The following is a 22,703-nucleotide window of genomic DNA, read 5'->3' as shown; positions in this document are numbered from 1 at the left end:
GAATGAGTGGGCAGCGCATTCTCTTCATCCAGACGCAAGCGGAAAATGCCGGTGCTCAGGAAGTTTCCCGTCTGCTCGGGGAACACCTGACAAACCGTGGTCACACAGTCCAGCACCTTTTCTTCTACAAGAAGTCGGAAGATTTTTCGGCGCCACCGGACACTGTTATCGTACGCCAAACCCGGCCGTCCAAGTGGCGTTTCTTTTCTTTCTTGGGCGCGCTGTACAAGGCCATCCGGGACTTCAAACCAGACTGCGTCTTTTGCTTTCAACATTTTGGAAATGTGATCGGGGCACCGGTCGCCAGGCTTGCGGGCTGTCCGGTCATCGTTGCCAATCAGGTAACGGCACCCAGCTTGATCAATCCAGTGGTTGCCTTTCTCGACAAGGGTCTCGGGATTGTCGGGATTTATGATCGGGTCACCGTGAACTCCAACTTCCTGCTCGATACCTATGGCCGCTACCCAAACCGCTATGTGTCGCGATTGGATTTGATACCGCAGGGATTTGAAACCAAAGACTGGGCAATGGACAAAGCCTCGGCCCGTGAGGAACTTGGCTTGCCTAACGATGTGCCGCTTCTTGGTGTTTCCGCACGGCTCAACCCGGCCAAGCAAATCGACAAGGTTCTAGCCCTCCTCGCTAAGCGGCCGGAATGGCATTTCGCAATCGCAGGTCAGGGGCCGGATTTTGAGCGTTTGCAAAACGAAGCCATTAAACTCGGGATCACGAACCGTGTTCATTTCCTGGGCGAATTTGCCCCCAGCGAGATCGGCAAATTTCTCGTTTGTCTGGACGTATTCACATTCCCGTCTGCTGCGGAGAGTTTCGGGCTTGCAGCCATTGAAGCCGCACAGGCGGGCATTCCCGTTGTTGCCAACGATTTGCCGGTCTTGCGGGAAGTGCTTCAAGCCAATGGCAAACCATGTGCTCTGTTTGTTGACGTTATGGACGCGGAAGCATTTGCGAATGCCATCGCCACGATGCTGAATGATCCGAAAGTGGCGCAGACATTTCGAGATCGAAGCGGCGATTTGAAAGAGCGGTATTCGCTGAATGCTATGGTGGATGCCTACGAAACCCTTGCGACTGGCAAAGATCTAGCCGCTGACAAGCATCAGGTCATGGCGGTCTCATGAAGGTCGGGATCCTTGTTGAAAAGGACAGGTGCCGACGATGGCTGCTGCATCTCGCCGAGCTCTTGAAGACGTCTCAGTCAGAGGAAGTGGCGTATCATTTGATAAAGCCATCAGCGGCAGTATCCAGGGAACTGAAAACGGCCCTGCAGCTTGAGGAACGCGTTCTCGGCGCAGATCCGTTCTCCGGTATGAGCAAACTGGACCCTTCGGAGCTGCCTCACACCACCAGAAAAAATACTGATCTAGTTTTCGATCTCACTATGGGTGGGAGTGAGTACGGAAGCTCCAAGATTTTTGAGGTCCGATACAACGGAGCTTGCGGTGAGGAAGCCTTATTCTCTGCATTGATGAGCAAAGGGACACCACTCATAGAAGTTATCGATCGGCAAGCTGGCACCGTTGCGGCGTGCGGAACCGCCTCGCTCGAGGCCGCACGAGGACTTGGCGGTGCAATGGACGCCGTCTATTCGAGAGTGGCAGTTCTGATCAAGAAGGTCGTTGAAGGGTCTCATGCGCACGGCACACCAATGAAGGCAGAGGCACTTCAAGTGGTCACGCAGAAACAGGTCCTGATCCGGTTGTTGCGGGAAACGGCGGTCACGCTGGTCCGATCTGTCTACAGAGCGTTTTTCTACACGTCCCATTGGCGGGTGGGCTGGAGATTTGTTGACGGTGAAGGCGTTGCGGGCACCCGTGACCTGAGCGGAGAGCCTTGGCACGTTCTCAAAAGCCCGCATGACACGTTCTTCGCCGATCCTTTTCCAATCGAAACGGATGGCCGATATTATCTGTTTTTCGAAGCCCTACCGCACGACACCCAAAAGGGTGTCATCTCGATGGTGCAGATGACACAAGACGGTCCGGTCGGCGAAGCATCAACGGTTCTGGAAGAACCATGGCATCTTTCTTATCCCTTTGTTTTTGAACGGGATGGAGAATTTTGGATGATCCCGGAAAGTTCTACGAACAAAGAAGTCGTGCTTTACCGGGCAGCAAGATTTCCCGGCCAATGGGAGCGGCACACTGTGCTGTTAACTGGCGTAGAAGCGGCAGATGCAACCATCATTGAGTATGAGGGGCGGTTCTGGATGTTTGCCGTCACCCGAAACGGTGTCGGCGGGTATTCCGACTGTCTGAGCGTCTATTATGCAGATGATTTGTTGGGCCCTTGGCATGCCCACGGGCAAAATCCTGTCCTCGTTGATGACCGCGCTGCTCGGCCGGCAGGACGATTCTTTTTGCAGGGCGGAGATTTGTGGCGTCCGGTCCAGGATTGCCGAAACGGCTATGGAGCGGCACTCGCCTTTGCCCGCGTCGACGAATTAAGTCCGACAACGTTTCAGCAGTCGGTTCATGAAACGCTGACACCAGGACCGTTGTGGCCTGGACGCAAATTGCATACTCTGAACAAGGCTGGTGATCTGGAGGTTGTTGATGGGTGCACTTACCATCCAAAATCAGAACTCGCTGCGAAAATGAAAGCCTTTTTCAATAGATAGAGCCCTGAGATAAATGCTTGAGCTGTCGGCTCAACGCAGTTGACGGATCGGCTGTCGTCGAATTTTAAAAAGGTCGGGCACTGCAGGCGCCTACAATTGACGTTACGTTCTTTCTCATATCAAATTATCGGAACATATCCGTCAACGGAGGCGTGAGATGGCCCTGACATTGCCGGGAAGTCTTTTTAAAAACACCATGTTTCTGGCGTTTGTGCTTGTTCTGACCATATGCGGTTCTGCAGGTGCAAGTGAGCGGCACGCGTTAGTCATTGGTAATGCCGATTATGACAGTAAGACACTGACTGCGTTGAAAAACCCGGCAAACGATGCCGCGCTCGTTGCGGACAGTCTCAGATCCGCAGGCTTTACCGTCGAGCTGGTGTTGAATGCCAACTTGCGGACCATGAAACGCTCGGTCCGGGACTTTTCTGATAAACTGAAAGCAGCGCCGAAGGGCTCTTTGTCGGCGTTCTACTATTCGGGGCACGGATTTGAAGCAGGTGGAAAGAACTATCTAGCGCCGCTTGAAGCTGATTTGCGGGATGAAGTTGATGCCGAGTTCGAGGCTCTTTCGGTTGACTGGGTGCTCACCGCAGTTGAGAGCTCACATGAAGGCGCAAACATCGTCATTCTGGACGCGTGCCGTAACACAGCTCTGACACGCTCTGCGGGCGGGACCGCCGGTGGCTTCTCTCTTTTGACGAGTACACCGCGCGGAAGCTTCATTTCCTTTGCGACAGCCCCTGGCAGCACCGCGACAGACGGAGCTGGATTGAACAGCCCTTACACCGCTGCAATAGCCCGTGAAATGCTTGTTCCTGGCGCGTCGATTGAAACGGTCTTCAAGCGCGTTCGCCAGCAAGTGGTCGAAGCAACGGACGGTGAACAGGTGCCGTGGGATCACTCATCTTTGACGCAGGATATTGTGCTGCTGCCTGGCGGAACAACGCAGGACACCGGGGCACAATCGGCAGCGCCGCTCAGTGCTGATGCCATTCAGGTCGAACTGCAGTTCTGGAACGATGTGAAGGACTCTGATGACCGCCAGCAGATCCAGGCCTACCTTGACCGGTTTCCGCAAGGAGCGTTCTCTGAACTTGCCAAGGCAAGGCTTGCCCAAATCGGCTCAGGAGCGTCTGGAGACATCGAGCAGCTGTTTGCCAAGATCCAGAGCCGGTCGTTGCTGGTCGAAAATCCGCAGCGTCCGCATGAGTTTTACGCCAATGCACGCCTGCGGGAGATCAAAGGCGATTATCCCAAAGCACGTCAGGATTATCTGAAGTATTTTGCGTTCGGCGAACCGCAAGTCGATCCGCACGTCCGATTCCAGTCGGTGTTGAAAATCCAGGAGGGGCGGGCAGGCGCGCGCGAAGTCTATAATGCCTTTTCGCAAGGCCGGCGCGACCCGACAACACTCTTTGCCGAAATCTTGCTGGAAGAGCGTGAGGAACGCGTTCGTCGGCTCGCCACATTCATTGATGCATATCCGGATTTCACACCTGCCTACTACGCTCTGAGCCAGGATTTTTCTGCGGCGCGGGTTGGTCAGCAATCGCTCGCCGACAAGACGCAGGAACTGGAGCTGTTGCAGAAATTTCAGGAACGCGTCGATGAAGGACGGTTCCTGCGGTACTTCATCGACCAGCAGATGGCGGCCCAATGGCAGGAAGATGCCAAGACACGGTTGGCGGCCTTATCGGTCATGAACACCGCTGCCCTCAGCAATCCGGTTAAAATCAATGCTATGCGCAGCAATCAGGGATGGATGATCAATCTGGCGATCGCCGACCGCACGCAAGAGATCTTCGTCAAACTGCCGGATCAGGATTTCAAGTCGACCGGTTTCATGGCGAATTCCATGGATCCAACGACTGGCCGGCCGATCGCTTATCCAATGATCGAGCTGCCGGGCAATGCTGGCGAAATGGATATTGCGGTCAAATACACCGACATTCGCGGCGAAGAACAGGGACCGTTCCAGATCAAGTTCAGTCCGGGCCTGGCCCTCATCGCAGGGCAAAAAGATATCTTGGAAAGGATGCCGAATGGTTGGCTCAGCTACCGGGACTATGACGGCAAGCGGCTGGTCTATTTCACCCATTTGATCAGTTACCGGTGCGCCATTGATGAAGTGCGTTATGGATTGGATACGGATGCGCCGGATCAGACGTTTGAGATCGGTGCTTGCGATCCTGACAATCCGCATGCAATCCCTTCCAGCGGGCCTGGGTCGACCGTTCATGCGACCATTCCGAAGCCGACGCAGTTCATATCTGTGCAGTTGACTTATGCTGATGGCACGCAATCAGAAGTCCAACGATTTGATGCACCGAACTAAGGTGTTCTCAGCTGTCGACTGGCAAAACACATTTGGCGGCGCGCGATGACAACCTCGTCGCCACCCGGCAGACCTGAAACCAGTTTTCTGGGGCGATGGGGCAGTGCAGTTTGCGCAGCGCTGCTTGCAGTGCTGATTGCGATACCGGTTGCCAGCCGGCTAGACCCGATAGTTGGCGACCTTGCCGTCTTGGAGTTCATGCCCAGCGAGCAAGTCTCCGATACGGATATTGTGATTGTTACGATCACAGAAGATACGTTGGCCTCTTTCCCTTACCGCTCTCCAATAGACCGCAGGTTTCTGGCCGAATTGCTGGTCTCCCTCGATGCGGCCAGACCGGCAGGGATTGGCATCGACGTGCTGTTTGACAGCCCGAGCGAACCGGAAAAAGACGCCCGACTGTTTCGGATTCTCGATGACCTTAAGGCCCCTGTTGTGTTGGCGACCGTCCCCGCCAGTCTTCTGACAGAAAAACAAGCTGCTTATCTGGCGTCCGTAGTGGAACGCCGGCAACCGGGGTCTGTAATTTTGCAGAGAGACGATGCAGATGGCATTCTGCGGCATCTGCCGGTCAACGATGGTGAGACACCGCTATTCACCGAAGCGCTTGCAAATCAGCGTTTTGAAAAGACGCCTTTTGACAGCCGGATCTTTTATCCCGCGCTTTCGGCGGATGAGGCGGGGCGTTTCCCGCGCTACCCCGCCCATACCGTCGCCTTTCTTCCTCAAGACTGGTTTTCCGGCAAATATGTTTTGATCGGGACGGATCTTCCGGGCACGGACCGCCATGCGACGCCTTTAGCCTCACTTCAGGGTGTCCAGGCTGGGGACCTGCCAGGCATTGAGATCCATGCTCATGTGCTGGCGCAGTTGTTGTCCGGACGCGCGCTTGCCGTCCCGACCTTTGCCCAGTCAATTGGGTTGCTCGTCCTTTTTGCCGGCGTTTCGGCTTTTGTTTTTACAATCTTCCGGCAACCAAAAGTGTTCTTCACCGGATTTGCGATGTGCCTCGGCCTTTATGGGGTGGCGGCTTGGGGATTGATGCAGGCTGGTACCGCTTTGCTCCCGGTTCTCGGCCCTGTGACCGCAGCATCGGCAAGTGTTTTCCTGCTGGCTCTTGTGCGATGGCGGCAGGACCGGCTGGAGCGTGCGTTCGTGGTGTCGGCTTTTGAGAAATACGTCAGTCCTGAAGTGGTCAGACGTTTGGCAACCGGTGAAGTTGAACTTGCGCTGGGCGGTGAGAAGCGCTTGGTCACATACGTATTCACAGACCTGGCCGGGTTTACAACCCTATCAGAGGAGTTGCCGCCGGATCGCGTCGCAGAAATCCTGAATGGATATCTGGATGAAGTCTGTAACGTTGTCTTCCGTCATGGGGCAACGCTCGACAAGCTAATCGGCGACGCGGTGGTCTGTTTCCTGGGCGCACCCGAAGATGATCCTTCGCAAGCGAAAAACGCAGTTGCCCTTGCTGTCGAGCTGGATCAGACCTCGGAACGGTATCGGAAATCCTTGTTGGACCAGGGTGTGTCGCTGGGCGTGACCCGCATCGGGGCGCATTGCGGCGATGCGGTGATCGGGAATTTCGGTGGTCACCGTTTCTTCGATTACACCGGGATTGGAGATACGGTGAACACGGCGGCACGATTGGAAGGCGCCAATAAATATCTTGGCTCTCGCATCTGCGTTAGTCAGACTGTTCTGGACCGGCTTGAAGGGAGTACTGATTTTGTCTTCCGGCCCCTCGGCGAAGTTGTTCTGAAGGGGCGGCAGCAGACCCTTGGCTGTTTCGAACCAAGTCCCAAAAGCGTCTCCGAGGAAATCTGGTTCAAGGACTACATCGCTGCTTACGATCAGCTGAACGAAGATTCAGAGGTTGCAAAAACCCTTTTTGAACGGGTTTTGACTATCAAGTCAGATGACGGGCCGTCCCGGTTTCATTTGGCCCGGCTGGAAAAAGGGCTGTCTGGCACGAAAGTTGTCTTGTCGGAGAAGTGACGCTTCACCAGCGCCTGAGGAGTGAAGATGGCGAAAAGACTTTGGATTTGCCTGTCAGCATTGGCGATGATGTTGCTGCCAGCACATGCGGAAATCGTTGTTGTCGCGGTGAGCGGTACAGACGAAATCGCGCCGGGAACGAGATTGGTAACCGGGCAGGCAATCAACTTGCCGGAGGGCGCCAAACTCACTCTCCTATCCCAAAGCGGTGAAATGCAGGTCCTCGAGGGGCCGTACTCTGGTGAACCGGCGGCTAATAGTGAGGCCTCAATTCAAAAAAGTGACGCCGCGGGTTGGTCGGCGGTCCTTGCACTTGTCGGTGATCCGGACGCGCGATCCGATGTCATGGGCGCATCTAGGGTCACTGATGGTGCGTTCATGGTGCCGCCGAGCATCTGGCATGTCAGCGTCGACAGTTCAGGACCACGGTGCACCTTGCCGGATACTGTGACCTTGTGGCGCCGGGATGCCGGGCAGGGCACAGATATCTCTATTCGCAGCAGCGCAGGCCGTCTAACGGATGTCGCTTGGCCGGTGGACGAACACGTGATGGCGCTGCCGGACGAATTCGCGGCGGATGGAAGATTGATGGTTTCGATCGACGGTGAACTCCGGGACTTGGCTTTGATCGTTGCGCCGGACGACCTGTGGCAAGCCGGGCCTGGTGCCGTTTTCACGTGGCTGATGGAGCACAAATGCCAACGCCAGGCGCTGGCGTTGATCGAACGGATCCATGCTGGATTGAGCCTGACGGATTGATCGAATGGGGCATTAGGGAGCATGCGGATGAACAGGGACGGACTGCTCGAAAGCGTGCTTTCAAGCATGATCCAGGGCGTTGCTGTGTTCGGTGAGGACCTGAAGCTTCTCGCCTGGAACCAGAAGTTCCGCGACATGCGCCATTACCCTGACGAGCTGGTCTTCGAAGGCCAAAGCGTCGAAGCCCTCATTCGTTTTGACGCCGAGCACGGTGAGTTCGGGACTGGAGATGTGGACGAGATCGTCCAGGGCTTGATGCAGAAAGTTCGGTGTTTCGAAGAACACGCCTTTGAACGTGCCCGCCCGGATGGCACCTACATGGAGGTTAAAGGCGGGCCGTTGCCAGGGGGCGGGTTTGTCAGCACCTATTCCGACATCACCGAACGGGTTGCTGCGCGCCATCAGCTGCTTCGGCAAATGGAAGAGTTGAAAGAGGCGCGTCAGGCTACACTGGACATGATGGAAAAGGCCGAGGCGAACCGTAAGCGTGCCGAAGAGCTACGGGAAAAGGCCGAAAGTGCCACCAAGGCCAAGGACATGTTTCTGGCCGCCATGAGCCACGAAATCCGAACGCCCATGAATGGTGTTGTCGGCATGATTGATCTGTTGACGCATACCGATCTCGATGACGAACAGATGCAAATGGCCTCAACTGTCCGGGACTCTGCCTTTGCGCTTCTGACCATCATTAATGACATCCTTGATTTCTCCAAGATTGAAGCCGGCAAGATGGATCTGGAAATGATCCCCATGTCCATCCTTGATGTGGTAGAGGGCGTCGGTGAAACCATGGGGCCGAATGCCTGTGCAAAAGGGCTCGATTTCATCGCCTACTGCGATCCGAGGATCCCGGCTGAAGTTGCAGGAGATCAGGTCCGGCTGCGCCAGATCCTGTTTAACCTCCTCGGCAACGCGGTGAAGTTTACCGAAGCTGGCCAGGTCACGCTGCGGGTCGATCTGCTTGAAGTTTCCGAAGGCCAAGCTACCGTGCGGTATCAAGTGCAAGATCACGGGATCGGTATGACCCCGGAACAGACGGCAAACCTCTTCCAACCGTTTCAGCAGGCAGATGTGTCCACCACGCGCCGGTTTGGCGGCACCGGCCTTGGTCTGACAATAGTGCGGCGCTTGGTTGACATGATGGGGGGAACAATCGACGTGGAGAGTGTTCCAGGGGACGGCAGCACATTCACAGTCACGTTGACACACGAGATCGTTGAAGAGGCAGGTGTCGAAACCGGCCATGAGCTGGCGGGTGTGAAGGTTCTGGCACTTGTGCCCGATGACCCGACACGGAGGACTCTTGTTGAGACCTACCTTGGTTGCTCAGGCATTTCCGTTGACGTCGTGAGCGAGCCGGAACTTCTTTTTCAAAGCGCAATTGAGGCGCATGAAAAGTTGGCTCCATATGACACCGTCTTGTTAGGTCTCGGGTATGAGGAAACGGCAAGATCGGATCTACGGGAGCGTTTCCGCGCCGATGGGGATCTTCAGAAAACACGATTTGTCATCGAACGCCGGATGGCCGATCTTGGAACGCCTCTTGAGTTGCCGGATACGACAGTGGTGCCAGCCACACCGCTTACCCGCCGAAACTTGCTGAATAGTCTGTGTGTTGCGATGGGACGGGCGTCACCCAGCTCCATCAGACATGCTCCCTCTGTCGAGGCGGGCGGATGTGTCGCGCCAAGCGCAGACGAAGCTATGGCAAACGGTGAATTGGTTCTGGTGATTGAGGACAACAAGACAAACCAGGATGTCATCCAGCGGCAGTTGCGGCTTCTTGGCTACCAATGCGAGGTTGCGGAAGACGGTGATGCTGGGCTGGCAGCGATGCGATCCGGCCGTTTCGGCATTGTCTTGTCAGATGTGCACATGCCGAAGCTCGACGGATTGGAAATGACACGGCAATTCCGTGCGCACGAGACCAATGGATCGACACGGGTTCCGATCATTGCGATCACCGCAAATGCCCTTCAAGGAGAAGCCGACCGGTGCCTCGAAGCGGGGATGGATGATTTTCTGCCGAAACCGCTTGAGATGAAAAAACTCAAGGACATGCTGAAGCGCTGGCTGCCGCACGCAGCGGTCAATCGTGTTGATGTGGTTGCAGAAATTGGCTTCCAAGACGGTGGGGCTGCCGCCGTCGATTCACCAATAAACACCGCCGAACATGCGCCGATCGATCTGTCGCCGTTGGAAGAGATCTTTGGCGATGACCGCGAGACGATCCATGAGGTTCTGACTGATTTTGTTGATCCTGCCTGGCTTGTTGTTGGAGAAATTGCAGACGCCGTTGAAGCACAGGACGCGGCCGCAGTTGGTGCGGCCGGCCATAAACTCAAATCCTCGGCGCGGGCCGTCGGCGCCAATGAACTCGCTGATCTCAGTCTCAGCCTGGAGAAGGCTGGAAAATCCGACGATTGGGCCGCCATTAACGTGGAGTTTCCAAAGCTTCGGCCAATAATGCAGCAGATTGCGGCCCACATTGCCGACTTTTGACGAGAACTGGACCCCTGATATGGGCATGGCCAAGGTTTTGATCGTCGATGATGACCCGTTCATCACGACCTTAACGACCAAGATACTGACCAGAATTGGATATGACATGGTCCTGTCGGCGGAGGACGGTGCCAAGGGCCTGGACGCTGTGGAGGCCCATGCGCCCGATGTCATTCTCTGCGACCTAAACATGCCGGGCATGGACGGTCTAGAGTTTCTGCGCCACCTTGCCGAGCGGGATGCGCCCTGCGCGATTATCCTGGTGAGCGGCGAGGACAAGCGGATCCTGCAAACAGCAACGCAGCTTGCCGAGGCGCATCGGCTAAAAGTCCTTGGGGCCATTCAAAAGCCGATCAAACCCGATCCGCTTAAGGTCTTGCTCGACAAGCACGTTGCCCAACAATCCGCTGCGCGACGCGGACCGATTGAAAGTCTTCCGCTTGAGACAATCAAAGCTGGGTTGGAGAGCGGAGCGATAGATGTCTTTTTCCAGCCGAAGGTCGCAGTACCGGACCAGAAATTGATCGGGGTTGAAGCACTGGTCCGCTGGCGCAGTGAAGATGGCAAGTTGATCCCACCGATTGCGTTTGTTCCGGTCATTGAAGAAAATGGTCTGATCGACGAAATGACGCGTCAGGTGTTTGAGAAGTCGATGGTTACCTCAGCTACCTGGCAAAGAGAGGGGCTCGACATCAAAGTGGCGGTGAATTTCTCCGTCGATTCCTTAACGCGGTATGAGGTGTTCGATCTGGTTATTGCGGCGATCGCAAAGGAAGCCATCGATCCGCATTCCGTGATCATCGAGGTGACCGAAAGCCGGATCATGGAGGATGTCGCAGCGCCGCTCGAGATCCTTACGCGTTTGAGGATGAAGGGCGTTGGGCTTGCCATTGACGACTACGGCACCGGCGCTTCGTCGATGCAGCAGCTGAAACGCATCCCGTTCACAGAGTTGAAGATCGATCGGGCGTTCGTCGATGGCGCACCCCAAGACGATGAAGCCCGCGCAATGCTGGAGTCCAGCGTATCGTTGGCCAAAAAACTGGGCCTTTCCACAGTCGCTGAAGGTGTCGAAACACAGGCGGAATGGGATCTCATCGCCGAGTTGGGAGTTGATGTGGTGCAGGGCTATTTCATCGCCAAGCCAATGCCATCTGACGAGCTTTTGGTATGGGCACGCCAGAATGGCGATCTCGCCAGCTGATGAAATCCGCTCCGCTTAAGCTTGGCGCATACCGCTCGCATCAAAGTAGCGGGCCTTTTCTTGAGCAAACCCAAGTGCGACCTGCTGGCCTGCGGGTATGTCATGCTGTCCGAAAAACCGTGCGGTGATCTGTTTGTCTCCGGTCATCGCGATGATGTTGGTGTCCCCGCCCAGATGTTCAACGTGCTGAACAGTTGCCCTGATCGGGCCTTCAGCGGACAGAACCAGATCTTCCGGCCGTATCCCGAGCGTGCGGGTGTCGCCGGGCGTCACGGTTTCTGCCGGCAGGAAGTTCATTGACGGAGATCCAAGGAAACCGGCCACGAACTGGTTGACCGGATTGTTATAGAGCTCCATCGGGCTGCCGATCTGTTCCACGCGCCCGGCCCGGAGAACGACAATCTTGTCGGCCAGCGTCATTGCTTCGGTCTGGTCGTGCGTCACATAGACGATGGAGGTTCCGAGCTGTTGGTGCAGATTGGCAATCTCCAGCCTCGTGTTCATACGCAGTGCCGCATCAAGGTTCGAGAGTGGTTCATCAAACAGGAACAGTTTCGGCTGGCGGACAATCGCCCGGCCGATCGCCACCCGTTGACGCTGGCCGCCAGAAAGCTCCGACGGATACCGGTCGAGATAGTCTTCCAGATTGAGCATCCGGCTGGCTTCCGTAATGCGGTTGGCGATCTCCGCTTTACTGTGACCTTCCTGCTTCAAGGCAAGCGACATGTTCCCACGGACATTGAGGTGCGGATAAAGCGCATAACTCTGGAACACCATCGCGATGCCGCGCTTCGAGGGCGGGGTCGTGTTGACGACATTCCCGCCGATGTTCACCTCGCCTGAGGTGGCGTCTTCCAATCCGGCAATGATCCGCAGCAGTGTGGATTTGCCGCAGCCAGACGGGCCGACAAAAACCACAAATTCGCCTTCTTCAACCTCAATGTTGATGTCCTTGAGAACCTCAACAGCGCCAAAGGACTTGTAGACATTTTTGAGAGAAAGAGCGGTCATTGCGCTGTTCCTAACGTGATCGGTTGGCCCGTGCGGATGCTTTCGTCCGCCGCTAGGCAAATGGCGAGGGATTGAACAGCGTCCTGCATGTGACGTGTCAGGTCGATGTTTTCTGTAATGGCACGCACCATGTAGGCTTGCTCTGCATCGCAAAGCTCCTGGTGGCCGGGTTCATCAGGCATATCAATGGAGACATCCCCGTCTGGCCGGTGCACCAGAATGCTGCCGACCTTGGTATGGCCGTCGATATCTGCGGAAGCGCCCTTGTTGCCGTCGGTAATGGAGACCGAGCCGTTCGGTGAAACGATGTCTTTCACAAAGAAGGCGGTTTCGGACATCATCGGTCCCCAGCCAGCTTCATACCAGCCAACGGATCCGTCGTCGAAGACCACCTGAAACTGCCCGTAATTGTACATGTCTTCGGCGATTTCATTGGAGAGCCTTACGCCCATGCCATGGACCCGAAGCGGTTTGCCATCGGTGATCTGGCACATGACATCGACATAATGCACGCCGCAATCCACGATCGGACTTGTGGTCTGCATCAAGGCCTTGTGGGTTTCCCATTCCGCGCCGGAGGATTGCTGATTGAGATTGAGGCGGAAGACAAAGGGACCGCCGAGGCCGCGGGCTTCTTTGATCAGACGGATCCAGGACGGATGGTGACGCAGGATATAACCAACCACCAATTTGCGGCCTGTTTCTTTCGCCTTGGCAACAACACGCTCGGCATCGGAGACCGTCGTGGCCAACGGCTTTTCGACGAACACATGCGCCCCGGCTTCCATGGCCGCACAGGCATAGTCTGCGTGACTGTCGGAGTAGGTGGCGATCACGACGAGATCCGGTTTCAGTTCCAGACCTTCTGAGAAGCTTTTGAGGTGCGGGTAGGACTGCAGCTCCTCGGGAAGTTCGACCTTAGAGCGGTTGACGAGTCCAACGATTTCCACGTCGGGAAGACAGTGAAGAGCGAGAGCGTGGGACAAGCCCATGTTGCCGAGGCCCGCAATGACAGCACGGATCATTTAACTGCTCCAGATGTTAAGCCGCGGATCAACTGGCGAGAGAAGATCACATAGAGGATCAGTACCGGAAGGATTGCCATGGACAGGGCGGAGAGCACCGCGTTCCAGTCGGTCACGAACTGCCCGATAAACACCTGGCTGCCGAGTGTTAACGTCTTGGTCTCTTCCGCAGGTGCTAAGATCAATGGGAACCAGAGATCATTCCAGATCGGGATCATGTTGAAGACCGCGACGGTTGCCAAGGCCGGCCGGACCAGCGGCAGCACCAGCCGGAAGAAGATCGTGTATTCGCTGAGGCCGTCGACGCGAGCAGCGTTTTTCAGGTCGTCAGAGACCTGACGCATGAACTCTGTCAGGATGAAGACCGCGAGCGGGAGACCTTGGGCCGTGTAAACAAGGATCAGCGCCCAGAGCGTGTTGACCAGCCCGGTGGAGACCATCATCTCAAGGATTGCAACAGTCCCGATCCGGATTGGAACCATTATGCCGAGCGCCAGATAGAGGCCAAGGATCATGTTGCCGCGAAACCGATATTCGCTGAGGGCAAACGCGGCCATCGCACCGAAGAGCAGAATGAAGAACAACGATGCCACGGTGACGATCATCGAGTTTTGAAAGTAGAGAAAGAAGTCTCCCTGTTTCATGACCGTCTGATAGCCGATCATTGAAAAGCTCTCGGCGTTTGGCAGGGCCAGGGGCTCCCGGAAGATGAATTTCCGGCTTTTGAAGCTGTTGATCAGGATGATGAATACAGGGAAGAGCGCGATCAGCGTGTAGAGGATCAACGCGCCGTGCATGGCTGCAGAATTGAACGGATTTGTGCGGGCCTGGCTCATGGTCTTGACCTCACAACTGATACCGGCGGAGCCGGGTCTGAATGCCAAAGAGGTAGACACAGACTCCGACGAGAATGATGGCGAACATGGCACTCGCAACGGCTGCACCCATATGCGGATCACCGAGCTGAAGCTGGAAGCCGAAGAAAGTCCGGTAGAAGAAGGTGCCGAGGATATCGGTCGAGAAATCAGGGCCGGCGAGGGCACCTTGCGAGGCGTAGATCAAGTCAAAAGCGTTGAAATTGCCGACAAACGTGAGGATCGAGATGATCCCGATCGATGGCAGGATGAGCGGCAGCTTGATCTTCCAAAAAGCGGTCATGCCCGTGATGCCGTCAATCTCCCCAGCTTCCAGAATCTCCTCCGGGATGGTTAGAAGCGCTGCGTAGATCAGCATCATGGGGATGCCGACAAACTGCCAGACGGAGATCAGCGACAGGGTTGTCAGCGCATACTCTTCCTTGCCGAGCCAGGGCTGGTACAAGAAACCGAGGCCGACAGAACCCAGCATTGTCGGGGCGATGCCCCAGATTGGCGACAGGATGAGTTTCCACGCAAAGCCAACGATCACGAATGACAGGATGGTCGGGATAAAGATTGCGGAACGGTAGAGCGCTGCAAAGCGGAGTTTAGGATGAGACAACAATGCTGCAAGTGCAATCCCGATCGGGTTTTGCACCAGCATGTGGATCACGAAGAACCAGACATTGTTGCCGAGTGCATTCCAGAACTGGTCCGCCCAGACCGGATCGCCAAACAGCGTCATGAAGTTTTGCAGACCGACGAAAATCCGCTCCTGATCTATCCGGCTGTAGAGCGCCAGACGCAGGGTGTTGAACAGCGGCAAAATCATGATTGTCGTATAGACCAGCACGGCGGGTGCCAGGAAAACGGCAATATGCCAGCGTATGCGGGGGCGGTTCATGCGGCCTCCGGTTCCGATCCGGGTAGCGTGATGGCTACCCGGATTGTTTGTTTAGAAGGGACAGGCTTATTGGTGCGGTGCGTACCAGCTGGATAGGCCTTCCTGAAGCTTCGCTCCTAGCGCCTCAGGTGTCTCGGTCCCCTTGATAGCGGCCACGCTTGCGCCCCAGGTTTCGTTTTCCAGGTTTGGCGTCCCGCGCGACAGGATCTGGTAAGTCGACCGGATGGTGGACTCACACTCCCCGCGCCAGCTTGCAAACTCTTGCGCAAGCGGGTCTTCCAGTTCCACAGGTGTTTTCGATAAGGGGAAGAAACCCGGCAGAGCGTTGCCGAAGATCGATGCGAATTCGGGGCTGGCAACCCAAGCCAGGAACGTCTTTGCGGCATCGGCATTCGGACTTGCTGCATTGAGACCAATTCCGATGTCCGTGTGATCCGAGATGTAGCAGGTGTCGCCGTCAGCTTTCACAGGTGCCTTGAAGGCGCCCATTTCAAAATCGGCCTGTGTGTTGAAGCCTGCAATTTCCCAGCTTCCGGCAGGGTAAATCGCTGCGCGGCCAAGAGTGAACAGGTTTTGGCTGTCGGGGTAGGTTTGTGCCTCGTAGCCGAACCCAAGATAAGGTTGCCACTTTGCAAGCGTTGCGTAAGGGGCAACCCATTGTTCATCGGTCAGCTTTTGCTCGCCCTTGATCAGTGCGAGACGGCCTTCTTCGCCCTTCCAATAGTTCGGGCCAATGTTGTTGTAACCCATGGTGGCTGCTTCCCACTGGTCATTGGTGCCCATGGCCATCGGGATATAGCTGCCGTCGTCCTTGATCTTATCCAGAACCGCGAAAAACTCGGCTTCTGTAGTTGGAACCTCCAGGCCAAGTTCGTCAAAAGCGTCTTTGTTATAGATGAACCCGTGAATGACGGAGGCCATCGGAACGCAGAACGACGCCGAGGCGTCGTCGGTCTGCCAGGCGGACTTTGCAACATCGGAGAAGTTGGACATGGCCTCCATGTCATCAAGCGCAGAGAGGTGACCGGCTTCGTAGAGTGCGAGGGACGCATCAAACGGGCGGCAGGTGATCAGGTCGCCCGCGCTGCCAGCTTCGAGTTTTGAATTCAGCGCCGCATTGTATTCGGTCGGAGCTGTCGGCGAGAAGACGACCTTGATGCCAGGATTGTCCTTTTCGAAGGCAGGGATGATCTTGTCCTGCCAAAGTGTAAGATCATCTGTCCGCCAGCTTTCAATTGTCAGCGTGACATCTTCGGCCATCGCGGCAGTTGTCATCAGTGCGGTGCTTGCAAGTGCAATGCCCAGGGTTCTCAATTTCATGATGCTTTCCCCTCTGTTTGAAGAAATGGTTTGTTCTTCCGGGTCTCCGCCCGGATTTGTTCCAGCGCTGGGCGCAGATGCCCGCGAGTTTTTTCTAGAAGCTTGATTGCCTGCTCGATCGAACTCGCGCCAGCGGCCAAAAGGCAGGCTGTCTTGACATTTCCATCCGTTGACTTGAGTGCACCGGCGGCACCTTCATCAGAAGTTCCAGTGATCGTTGTCACCATTCGCACGGCACGATCCCGGAGTTTGATGTTGTCAGCGCGCAAGTTCACCATCATGCCGTCGTAGATGTGACCCAGGTTCAGGGCCATCAGTGTCGAAAGCGCATTCAAAGCGATCTTCTGGGCCGTTCCTGCTCCCATGCGGGTCGAACCGGAGACGACTTCGGGCGCGGTTGGCAGATAAATGGTGTGTTTGCTCAATGCAAAAAGCGGCGCGTTCGGGTTGTTTGCGATCGCAATGACCGTCGCGCCGGCTTCTTTTCCAAGACGTGCTGCCTCAAGGGTGTATGGCGTGGAGCCACTGGCTGAGACGACAATAATCGTGTCGTTTTTCGAAAGTTTTTCGAGATCTGTAGCCAAGCCGGTCGTCGCATCTTCCGTGTCGCCCGGCATATGCGCGGATGTGGGGATGCCGCCTGCCATAAGGATTTGGACCTGATGCTCCGGAATGCCGAACGTGCCGCCAAGTTCCATCGCGTCAGCCGCCGCCATCAAGCCTGACGAGCCTGCGGCGATATAGTAGAGGGCTCCGCCGGTGCTTATTGAAGTGGCCATGTCGTAAGCAGCTGCGGCGATGAGTTCCGTTGCTGCAGAGGTTGCCTGAGCGGCTGAGACCTGACCATCGATAAGGATCGCTGCAACGTCTTCTGAAGGACGTGAATCCAATCCTGAAGCAAGATTGTGCAGTTTTTCCGTGGCTGCCTCAGGCACGCGATCCTCCGTAAATTTTCGCTATAATACCTTTATAATACCATTTGTCCAGATGTTAATCGAAATTAGTGGGAAGGTAAACGAATCTATATCCAATTCGGAGTTTGGTATCTCTTTTTTTGTTGATTTTATCAAAAGGTATTATATAGGTATTATATGATTGATTTCGCGGATCAGTGGGTTTTGGCGGTTGATGGCGGCGGTACGCGCTGCCGTTTGGCGTTGAGTTCGCCAGCTGCGGATATCCGTGTCGAAGTCGGCTCTGCCAATGTGACAACGGACATTTATGCAGCTCTCTCGGAGATCAACGTTGGATTGAAGGCTCTCGCAGGCAAAGCAGATCTTGCTCCGGGCGAACTTGCCCGCGTTCCCGCCTATTTCGCTCTGGCTGGCTATCAGGCGAACCGAGACCGCGAGCGGTTGCTAGAGGGTGTTCCGCTAAGGCGCATAAAGGTTGAAGATGATCGTCCGGCAGCATTGCGGGGCGCGCTTGGGCTGCTGGATGGTGCCTTAATCCACAGTGGGACGGGCTCTTTTTTTGGTGCCCAGGTTGATGCAAAGAAGAGATTTTCCGGCGGTTGGGGGGCGGTCCTTGGCGACTTCGGATCGGCGGCATGGTTCGGTAAATCCGCATTAGCTCTCGTACTTGATGCTGAAGATGGCCTTATTGAGCAGACTGTCCTGACCAAGACGTTGAAGGATCGGTATGGGGGAGCCGCTGGAATACTGGCGTTTGCAAACAGAGCAAGGCCTGCTGATTTTGGCGCTCTGGCGCCAGAAGTTCTCTCGCAATCCGATGATCCAATATCTGAGCGCCTGATAGACCAGGCAGCGGTGCATTTTGAGGGAAATCTTCTGCATCTCGGATGGTCAGCGGGAATGCCTGTGTGTTTGACGGGTGGTCTTGCACCTCACCTGGCGCCGTTTCTCACCGGACCTGTTCGAAAGAATCTACGCTCAGCAGCCTGGTCGCCGATCGATGGTGCAATTGCCATCGCGCGGGAGTTTGCAAAAGAGGTGCAGGTCGCATGCTGAATGATTTCCTGATGCCTGATCAGTGGTTTTCTCAAAATGCCGGGCCGAGATACGTGCAGCTTCGGCATCGACTTAAAGAAGCTATCGAAACCGGGCTGCTACCGGCCAACAGTTCGTTGCCTCCAGAGCGGGAAATCGCAGAACTAACCGGTTTTTCACGGGTGACTGTGCGCAAGGCCATTCAGGAAATGGTCAAGGATGGGGCGATCGAGCAGCGCCAGGGCTCTGGCTCTTTTGTTCGGGAAGCAACGCAACGGGTGGAGCAGTCGCTGTCCCATCTAACCTCCTTCACTGAGGACATGGCCAACCGCGGCATGCAAACGACTTCCAGATGGCTGGAGCGCGGTGTTTTCATGCCGAATGCGGAAGAGATTGCGACTTTGTCCTTAACGCCGGACGATCAAGTGGCGCGCATCTACCGCCTTCGGGAGGCGGGTGGTCAGCCGATGGCCTTGGAACGCGCAGCCCTTCCTTTGGACATATTGCCCAATCCGCTCGAAGTGGTGACGTCGCTTTACGAAGTGCTTGCAAAACATGGCCATCGTCCTGTTCGGGCTGTCCAAAAAATCGCCGCCGTCAACCTTGAACCTGCCGACGCCCACCTCTTAAGTGTTCCCGAAGGCACTGCAGGTCTTCGGATCCAGCGCATTTCTTATCTGGAAAGCGGACGGGTCGCGGAATTTACACAATCCATCTATCGCGGAGACGCCTATGACTTTGTTGCAGAGCTCCGGCTGTCTGATCGATGAGGACCCGCCAGTGATATCTCTTCCTACAAAAATGAAACAGGAGATCGCGGAAATTCCCACCGCAGTCGATCGCCTGCTGACATCCGGGGATGCAGATATCAAGCGAATTTCTTCGAAGGTGCGAGACAGCGACCTGCGCTGCCTTCTGTCGGTTGCGCGGGGGTCTTCCGATCACGCTTGCACATATCTGAAATATGCTGCCGAGTTGCTTCTGGGTCTGCCAATGGCATCTGTCGGGCCATCACTTGCTTCTGTCTACGGATCCAGTCTCAAGGTAGACGGCATGCTGTGTTTTTCGGTGTCTCAGTCCGGCAAAAGCCCGGACATCATCCGAATGACCAGGTCCTTGACCAAGTCAGGCGCAACCACGCTGGCCATCACCAACCATCCGGGATCACCCTTGAGTGAAGCGGCAAGCGCGACTGTTCCGATCCACGCCGGGCCGGAACTGTCAGTCGCTGCGACCAAGACGTTTGTTACATCGTTGGTTGCCGGCCTGTGGTTGCTCGCTGAGCTGAAGGCGGACACGGGTCTCTTGGCTGCAATCCGGAACTTGCCAGCGCATTTGAAGGACGCTGTTGCTTGCGATTGGCGTGAAGCTGCACCGGAAAATGACATCGGATCGCTGTTCACATTGGGGCGCGGCCCCTCATGGGCTGTTTCCAATGAGGCGGCTCTGAAGTTCAAGGAAACTTGCCAGATCCATGCAGAGAGCTATTCCTCTGCAGAAGTCTTGCATGGCCCTGTTTCCATTGTATCCCAAGGTTTTCCAGTCATTGCTTTTGCGGCCGCCGATGCCGCCGAGCAAGCGGTTGTTGATGTTGCTGATCAACTGTCGCAAATGGGAGCGGCTGTCTTCGTTAACAGTGAAAAAGCGCAGCGAGCAAATATCTTGCCGATCGTCCGCACGGATCATTGGCTGACCGATCCGATTGCGTCGATTGTGTCATTCTACGGCTTGGTGGAGCATGTTGCGGGGCTCCAGGGGATCAACCCAGATGCCCCACGGCATTTGAACAAGGTCACGGAAACCGTATGACACAGGCCATCGTTTTCAAGGCGGCCGCGGTTTTTGATGGGGTCAAACTTCATGAGGGCGCTGCTGTCCGGTTTGGCCCGGACGGGGTTGAGTCAATTGGTGTTGGCGATGAGACGTTCGAGGGCGCTGAAGTCATTGATCTTGGCAGTGAGATTATCTCTCCGGGTTTCGTTGATCTTCAGGTGAATGGCGGCGGCGGTGTCATGCTCAACGATGATCCAAGTGTTGAGACCGTTCGCCGGATTGCCGAAGCGCATTGGTCATTGGGCACTCGGGCCTTTCTGCCGACTTTGATCACGGACACGCGTGAAAAAACCAAGGCGGCAATTGCAGCGGTAACTCAGGCTGTCGAGAAATGCGTTCCTGGGGTGGCTGGATTGCATTTGGAAGGGCCGCATTTGTCTGTTGCCCGAAAAGGGGCGCATGACGCCGCCTATATCCGGCCGATGGACGATGAGGACATTGACTTCCTCTTGGCGGCGGCCCGTTCGCTCCCGGCCCTGCTTTTGACCGTTGCACCGGAAAACACGACCATCCAGCAGGTTCGACAGCTGAGCCAGGCGGGTGCGCTCGTTTCAATTGGTCATTCGGATGCTGATTATGCAACTGTTCAAGCCTATGCCGCAGCTGGTGCCAAGTGCGTCACACATCTCTTCAATGCGATGAGCCAAATGGGCAACCGGGAGCCCGGTGTTGTAGGAGCCGGCCTCGGAACCGGGGCCTTGTCCGCCGGTCTTATTGCTGACGGGATCCATGTTCATCCGGAAATGATGCGGATTGCATTATCCGCAAAAAGCGGTCCTGGAGAGGTGTTTCTGGTCAGCGATGCCATGGCGGTTGCCGGAACATCTGAGACTTCGTTCGAGCTGGATGGACGAAAAATTCTCCGATCAGATGGGAGGCTGACCCTAGAGGATGGGACGTTGGCAGGTGCGGATCTGGACCTCTTGACCGCTGTCAGGGTTTTGGTTGACCGAGTTGACATTATGCTGGCCGACGCCCTGCGTGCCGCTACAAAAACCCCGGCGGAGCTGATTGATGGAAAGCCATTCAACCTTTTGGGCAGGTCTAAAAACAGCTTTATACGCATCTCCAAGGATCTTCACTCTCTCAGTCCATTGGCCGAAACCGGATAAGCAGATCGCATGTTGCTCGAAGTCTGTGTTGATACGATGGAAGGCGCCTGGGCTGCTGTTCGTGGTGGTGCCGGGCGTATCGAACTCTGCTCTGCTTTGTCTGAAGGCGGACTGACGCCGTCCGCAGGACTGATGCGAGCCGCCGCCCAATTACCTGTTCCGGTCTATGCCATGATCCGTCCGCGCGCCGGTCTCTTTCATTTTTCTGAAACGGAAAAAGAGATCATGGCAAGTGATATTGATCTGGCTAAAGACTTGGGACTTGCTGGTGTTGTCCTAGGTGCGCAGCGCGGAGATCGTACACTAGACCGGGAGCTGCTGGCCCGTTTGTCAGACCGGGCATCCGGCATGGGCCGGACGCTCCACCGTGTGATCGATGTTGTGCCGGACCCGTTTGCCGCGCTGGAAACGGCGATTGATCTCGGGTTCGAGCGTGTTCTCACATCGGGAGGTCAAGCCACGGCCAATGCAGGGCAAGCTGTTATCCGGGAAATGACCGCGACTGCCGGCGGCCGCATTAGCATCATGCCGGGCGCAGGCTTGCGGCCCGACTTGGTGGCCAGCATCATCCAGTCGACGGGTGTCACTGAAGTTCATGCATCGTGTTCGGTCATCGTGATAGATGAGGATGCCAGTGGGTTGTTTTGTCCTCCTGGCGGATGCAGGGAAACGTCAGAGGACCTCGTCAAGCAAATGGTCGCCGCCATGGGTAACTCAGGCTGCTAGAGAGCCTCTTTTCACTCTTAAGACGTGATTTCGTTCGTAACCTGGCCTGTGGTGAGAATTGGCGCGGCATCCAGTTTGTGGGCATTTAGCATTTCAGCAATTTCGGAAATGCTCTCCACCAGTCTGATCTTGTCTTTGTCAGTCAGTTTATCGAACTTTGCTTCGAATTCGTCATGAAGAAGCCCGGGCAGCGAGGCGACTGTTTCCTTTCCACGTTCCGTGAGCATGGTGTGAACGATGCGCCGGTCGGAGGGAGATCTGTAACGCTCGATCAGCTTCTTCTCGTCCAGCTTGTCCAGGATTGTCACAACCGTCGCAGAACTAAGATCTGCATGGTCTGAGAGAACCTTTGTGGTGACCTCTCCCAGATCATTGACGCCCTGGAGAACGACGATCTGCGGAATTGTCAGCCCGGACACCCTTGCGACTTCCCGGGATCGCAGGTCAATGGCCCTGACGATCCGCCGAATTGACTTGAAAATCTGAGCTGCTTCGCTGGCTTTCATAATTTTAGCTCTGATCATTTG

Annotated in this window: 19 protein-coding genes; 12 read left to right on the top strand and 7 right to left on the bottom strand. The window is 55.7% G+C overall.

The genetic code is table 11. The features are described from left to right. Window positions 1-2 precede the first annotated feature (2 nt). The 7 genes from ACVDG4_RS15310 (at window position 3) to ACVDG4_RS15280 (ending at window position 11,439) form a co-directional block, all read left to right on the top strand. Window positions 3-1,139: a glycosyltransferase family 4 protein gene (locus ACVDG4_RS15310; protein WP_447235712.1), complete on the top strand. Its 1,137-nt coding sequence runs from the start codon at window positions 3-5 to the stop codon at window positions 1,137-1,139. Beyond that, window positions 1,136-2,638 (top strand): glucosamine inositolphosphorylceramide transferase family protein, encoded by a 1,503-nt coding sequence (locus ACVDG4_RS15305; RefSeq protein ID WP_447235711.1) that lies wholly within the window; start codon window positions 1,136-1,138, stop codon window positions 2,636-2,638. Before ACVDG4_RS15310 ends, ACVDG4_RS15305 begins: the two co-directional genes overlap by 4 nt. Window positions 2,639-2,795: 157 nt before the next feature. Continuing rightward, on the top strand, window positions 2,796-4,976 hold the full coding sequence (locus ACVDG4_RS15300) for a caspase family protein (RefSeq protein WP_447235710.1): 2,181 nt from the start codon (window positions 2,796-2,798) through the stop codon (window positions 4,974-4,976). 45 nt (window positions 4,977-5,021) lie between these two features. After that, window positions 5,022-6,974: a CHASE2 domain-containing protein gene (locus tag ACVDG4_RS15295; protein WP_447235709.1), complete on the top strand. Its 1,953-nt coding sequence runs from the start codon at window positions 5,022-5,024 to the stop codon at window positions 6,972-6,974. A 27-nt stretch (window positions 6,975-7,001) separates the two neighbouring features. Beyond that, window positions 7,002-7,733 carry a hypothetical protein gene (locus tag ACVDG4_RS15290; RefSeq protein WP_447235708.1) on the top strand — a complete coding sequence of 244 codons (732 nt, stop codon included), beginning with the start codon at window positions 7,002-7,004 and terminating at the stop codon, window positions 7,731-7,733. Window positions 7,734-7,760: 27 nt separating this feature from the next. Next, window positions 7,761-10,235: a PAS-domain containing protein gene (locus tag ACVDG4_RS15285; RefSeq protein WP_447235707.1), complete on the top strand. Its 2,475-nt coding sequence runs from the start codon at window positions 7,761-7,763 to the stop codon at window positions 10,233-10,235. 25 nt (window positions 10,236-10,260) lie between these two features. Next, on the top strand, window positions 10,261-11,439 hold the full coding sequence (locus ACVDG4_RS15280; RefSeq protein ID WP_447235706.1) for an EAL domain-containing response regulator: 1,179 nt from the start codon (window positions 10,261-10,263) through the stop codon (window positions 11,437-11,439). 15 nt (window positions 11,440-11,454) lie between these two features. Here the strand turns inward: ACVDG4_RS15280 and ACVDG4_RS15275 are convergent, their stop codons facing one another. The 6 genes from ACVDG4_RS15275 to ACVDG4_RS15250 all read right to left on the bottom strand — a co-directional run bounded on the left by ACVDG4_RS15275 (window position 11,455) and on the right by ACVDG4_RS15250 (window position 17,491). Then, window positions 11,455-12,450, bottom strand: coding sequence for an ABC transporter ATP-binding protein (locus ACVDG4_RS15275; RefSeq protein ID WP_447235705.1), 996 nt, complete (start codon window positions 12,448-12,450; stop codon window positions 11,455-11,457). Further along, window positions 12,447-13,475 (bottom strand): Gfo/Idh/MocA family protein, encoded by a 1,029-nt coding sequence (locus ACVDG4_RS15270; RefSeq protein WP_447235704.1) that lies wholly within the window; start codon window positions 13,473-13,475, stop codon window positions 12,447-12,449. The genes ACVDG4_RS15275 and ACVDG4_RS15270 overlap by 4 nt, the downstream gene beginning before the upstream one ends. Further along, the gene (locus ACVDG4_RS15265; protein WP_133951935.1) at window positions 13,472-14,311 is read right to left on the bottom strand and encodes a carbohydrate ABC transporter permease; all 840 of its coding nucleotides are present in this window, start codon (window positions 14,309-14,311) and stop codon (window positions 13,472-13,474) included. Before ACVDG4_RS15265 ends, ACVDG4_RS15270 begins: the two co-directional genes overlap by 4 nt. A gap of 10 nt (window positions 14,312-14,321) precedes the next feature. Further along, complete coding sequence (locus tag ACVDG4_RS15260) at window positions 14,322-15,236, bottom strand: carbohydrate ABC transporter permease (protein ID WP_447235703.1); 915 nt, start codon at window positions 15,234-15,236, stop codon at window positions 14,322-14,324. A gap of 66 nt (window positions 15,237-15,302) precedes the next feature. Next, a complete protein-coding gene (locus ACVDG4_RS15255) occupies window positions 15,303-16,556 on the bottom strand; it encodes an ABC transporter substrate-binding protein (protein ID WP_447235702.1) in 1,254 nt (417 codons plus the stop codon). Beyond that, window positions 16,553-17,491, bottom strand: a complete 939-nt coding sequence (locus ACVDG4_RS15250) for an N-acetylmuramic acid 6-phosphate etherase (RefSeq protein ID WP_447235701.1) — start codon at window positions 17,489-17,491, stop codon at window positions 16,553-16,555. Before ACVDG4_RS15250 ends, ACVDG4_RS15255 begins: the two co-directional genes overlap by 4 nt. A gap of 156 nt (window positions 17,492-17,647) precedes the next feature. Between ACVDG4_RS15250 and ACVDG4_RS15245 the strand changes: the two genes are divergently transcribed. From ACVDG4_RS15245 to ACVDG4_RS15225, 5 genes are read left to right on the top strand one after another with little or no spacing between them, the layout of a single operon-like run. Continuing rightward, window positions 17,648-18,526 (top strand): glucosamine kinase nucleotide-binding domain-containing protein, encoded by an 879-nt coding sequence (locus tag ACVDG4_RS15245; protein ID WP_447235700.1) that lies wholly within the window; start codon window positions 17,648-17,650, stop codon window positions 18,524-18,526. Beyond that, entirely contained in the window at window positions 18,520-19,275 is a 756-nt protein-coding gene (locus ACVDG4_RS15240; RefSeq protein WP_447235699.1) for a GntR family transcriptional regulator, read from the top strand. The genes ACVDG4_RS15245 and ACVDG4_RS15240 overlap by 7 nt, the downstream gene beginning before the upstream one ends. 31 nt (window positions 19,276-19,306) lie before the next feature. Next, a complete protein-coding gene (locus ACVDG4_RS15235; RefSeq protein ID WP_447235912.1) occupies window positions 19,307-20,314 on the top strand; it encodes an SIS domain-containing protein in 1,008 nt (335 codons plus the stop codon). Beyond that, a complete protein-coding gene (gene nagA, locus ACVDG4_RS15230) occupies window positions 20,311-21,450 on the top strand; it encodes an N-acetylglucosamine-6-phosphate deacetylase (protein ID WP_447235698.1) in 1,140 nt (379 codons plus the stop codon). The genes ACVDG4_RS15235 and nagA overlap by 4 nt, the downstream gene beginning before the upstream one ends. Window positions 21,451-21,459: 9 nt before the next feature. Then, on the top strand, window positions 21,460-22,176 hold the full coding sequence (locus ACVDG4_RS15225; protein ID WP_447235697.1) for a copper homeostasis protein CutC: 717 nt from the start codon (window positions 21,460-21,462) through the stop codon (window positions 22,174-22,176). A gap of 17 nt (window positions 22,177-22,193) precedes the next feature. On the opposite strand, the gene ACVDG4_RS15220 is transcribed toward ACVDG4_RS15225, so the two are convergent. Further along, complete coding sequence (locus ACVDG4_RS15220) at window positions 22,194-22,682, bottom strand: MarR family winged helix-turn-helix transcriptional regulator (RefSeq protein ID WP_447235696.1); 489 nt, start codon at window positions 22,680-22,682, stop codon at window positions 22,194-22,196. Window positions 22,683-22,703 lie beyond the last annotated feature (21 nt).

The organism is Roseibium sp. MB-4 (assembly GCF_053005265.1).
The sequence above is the reverse complement of the archived record's forward strand: the minus strand, read 5'-3'. Positions and strand labels throughout refer to the sequence as shown.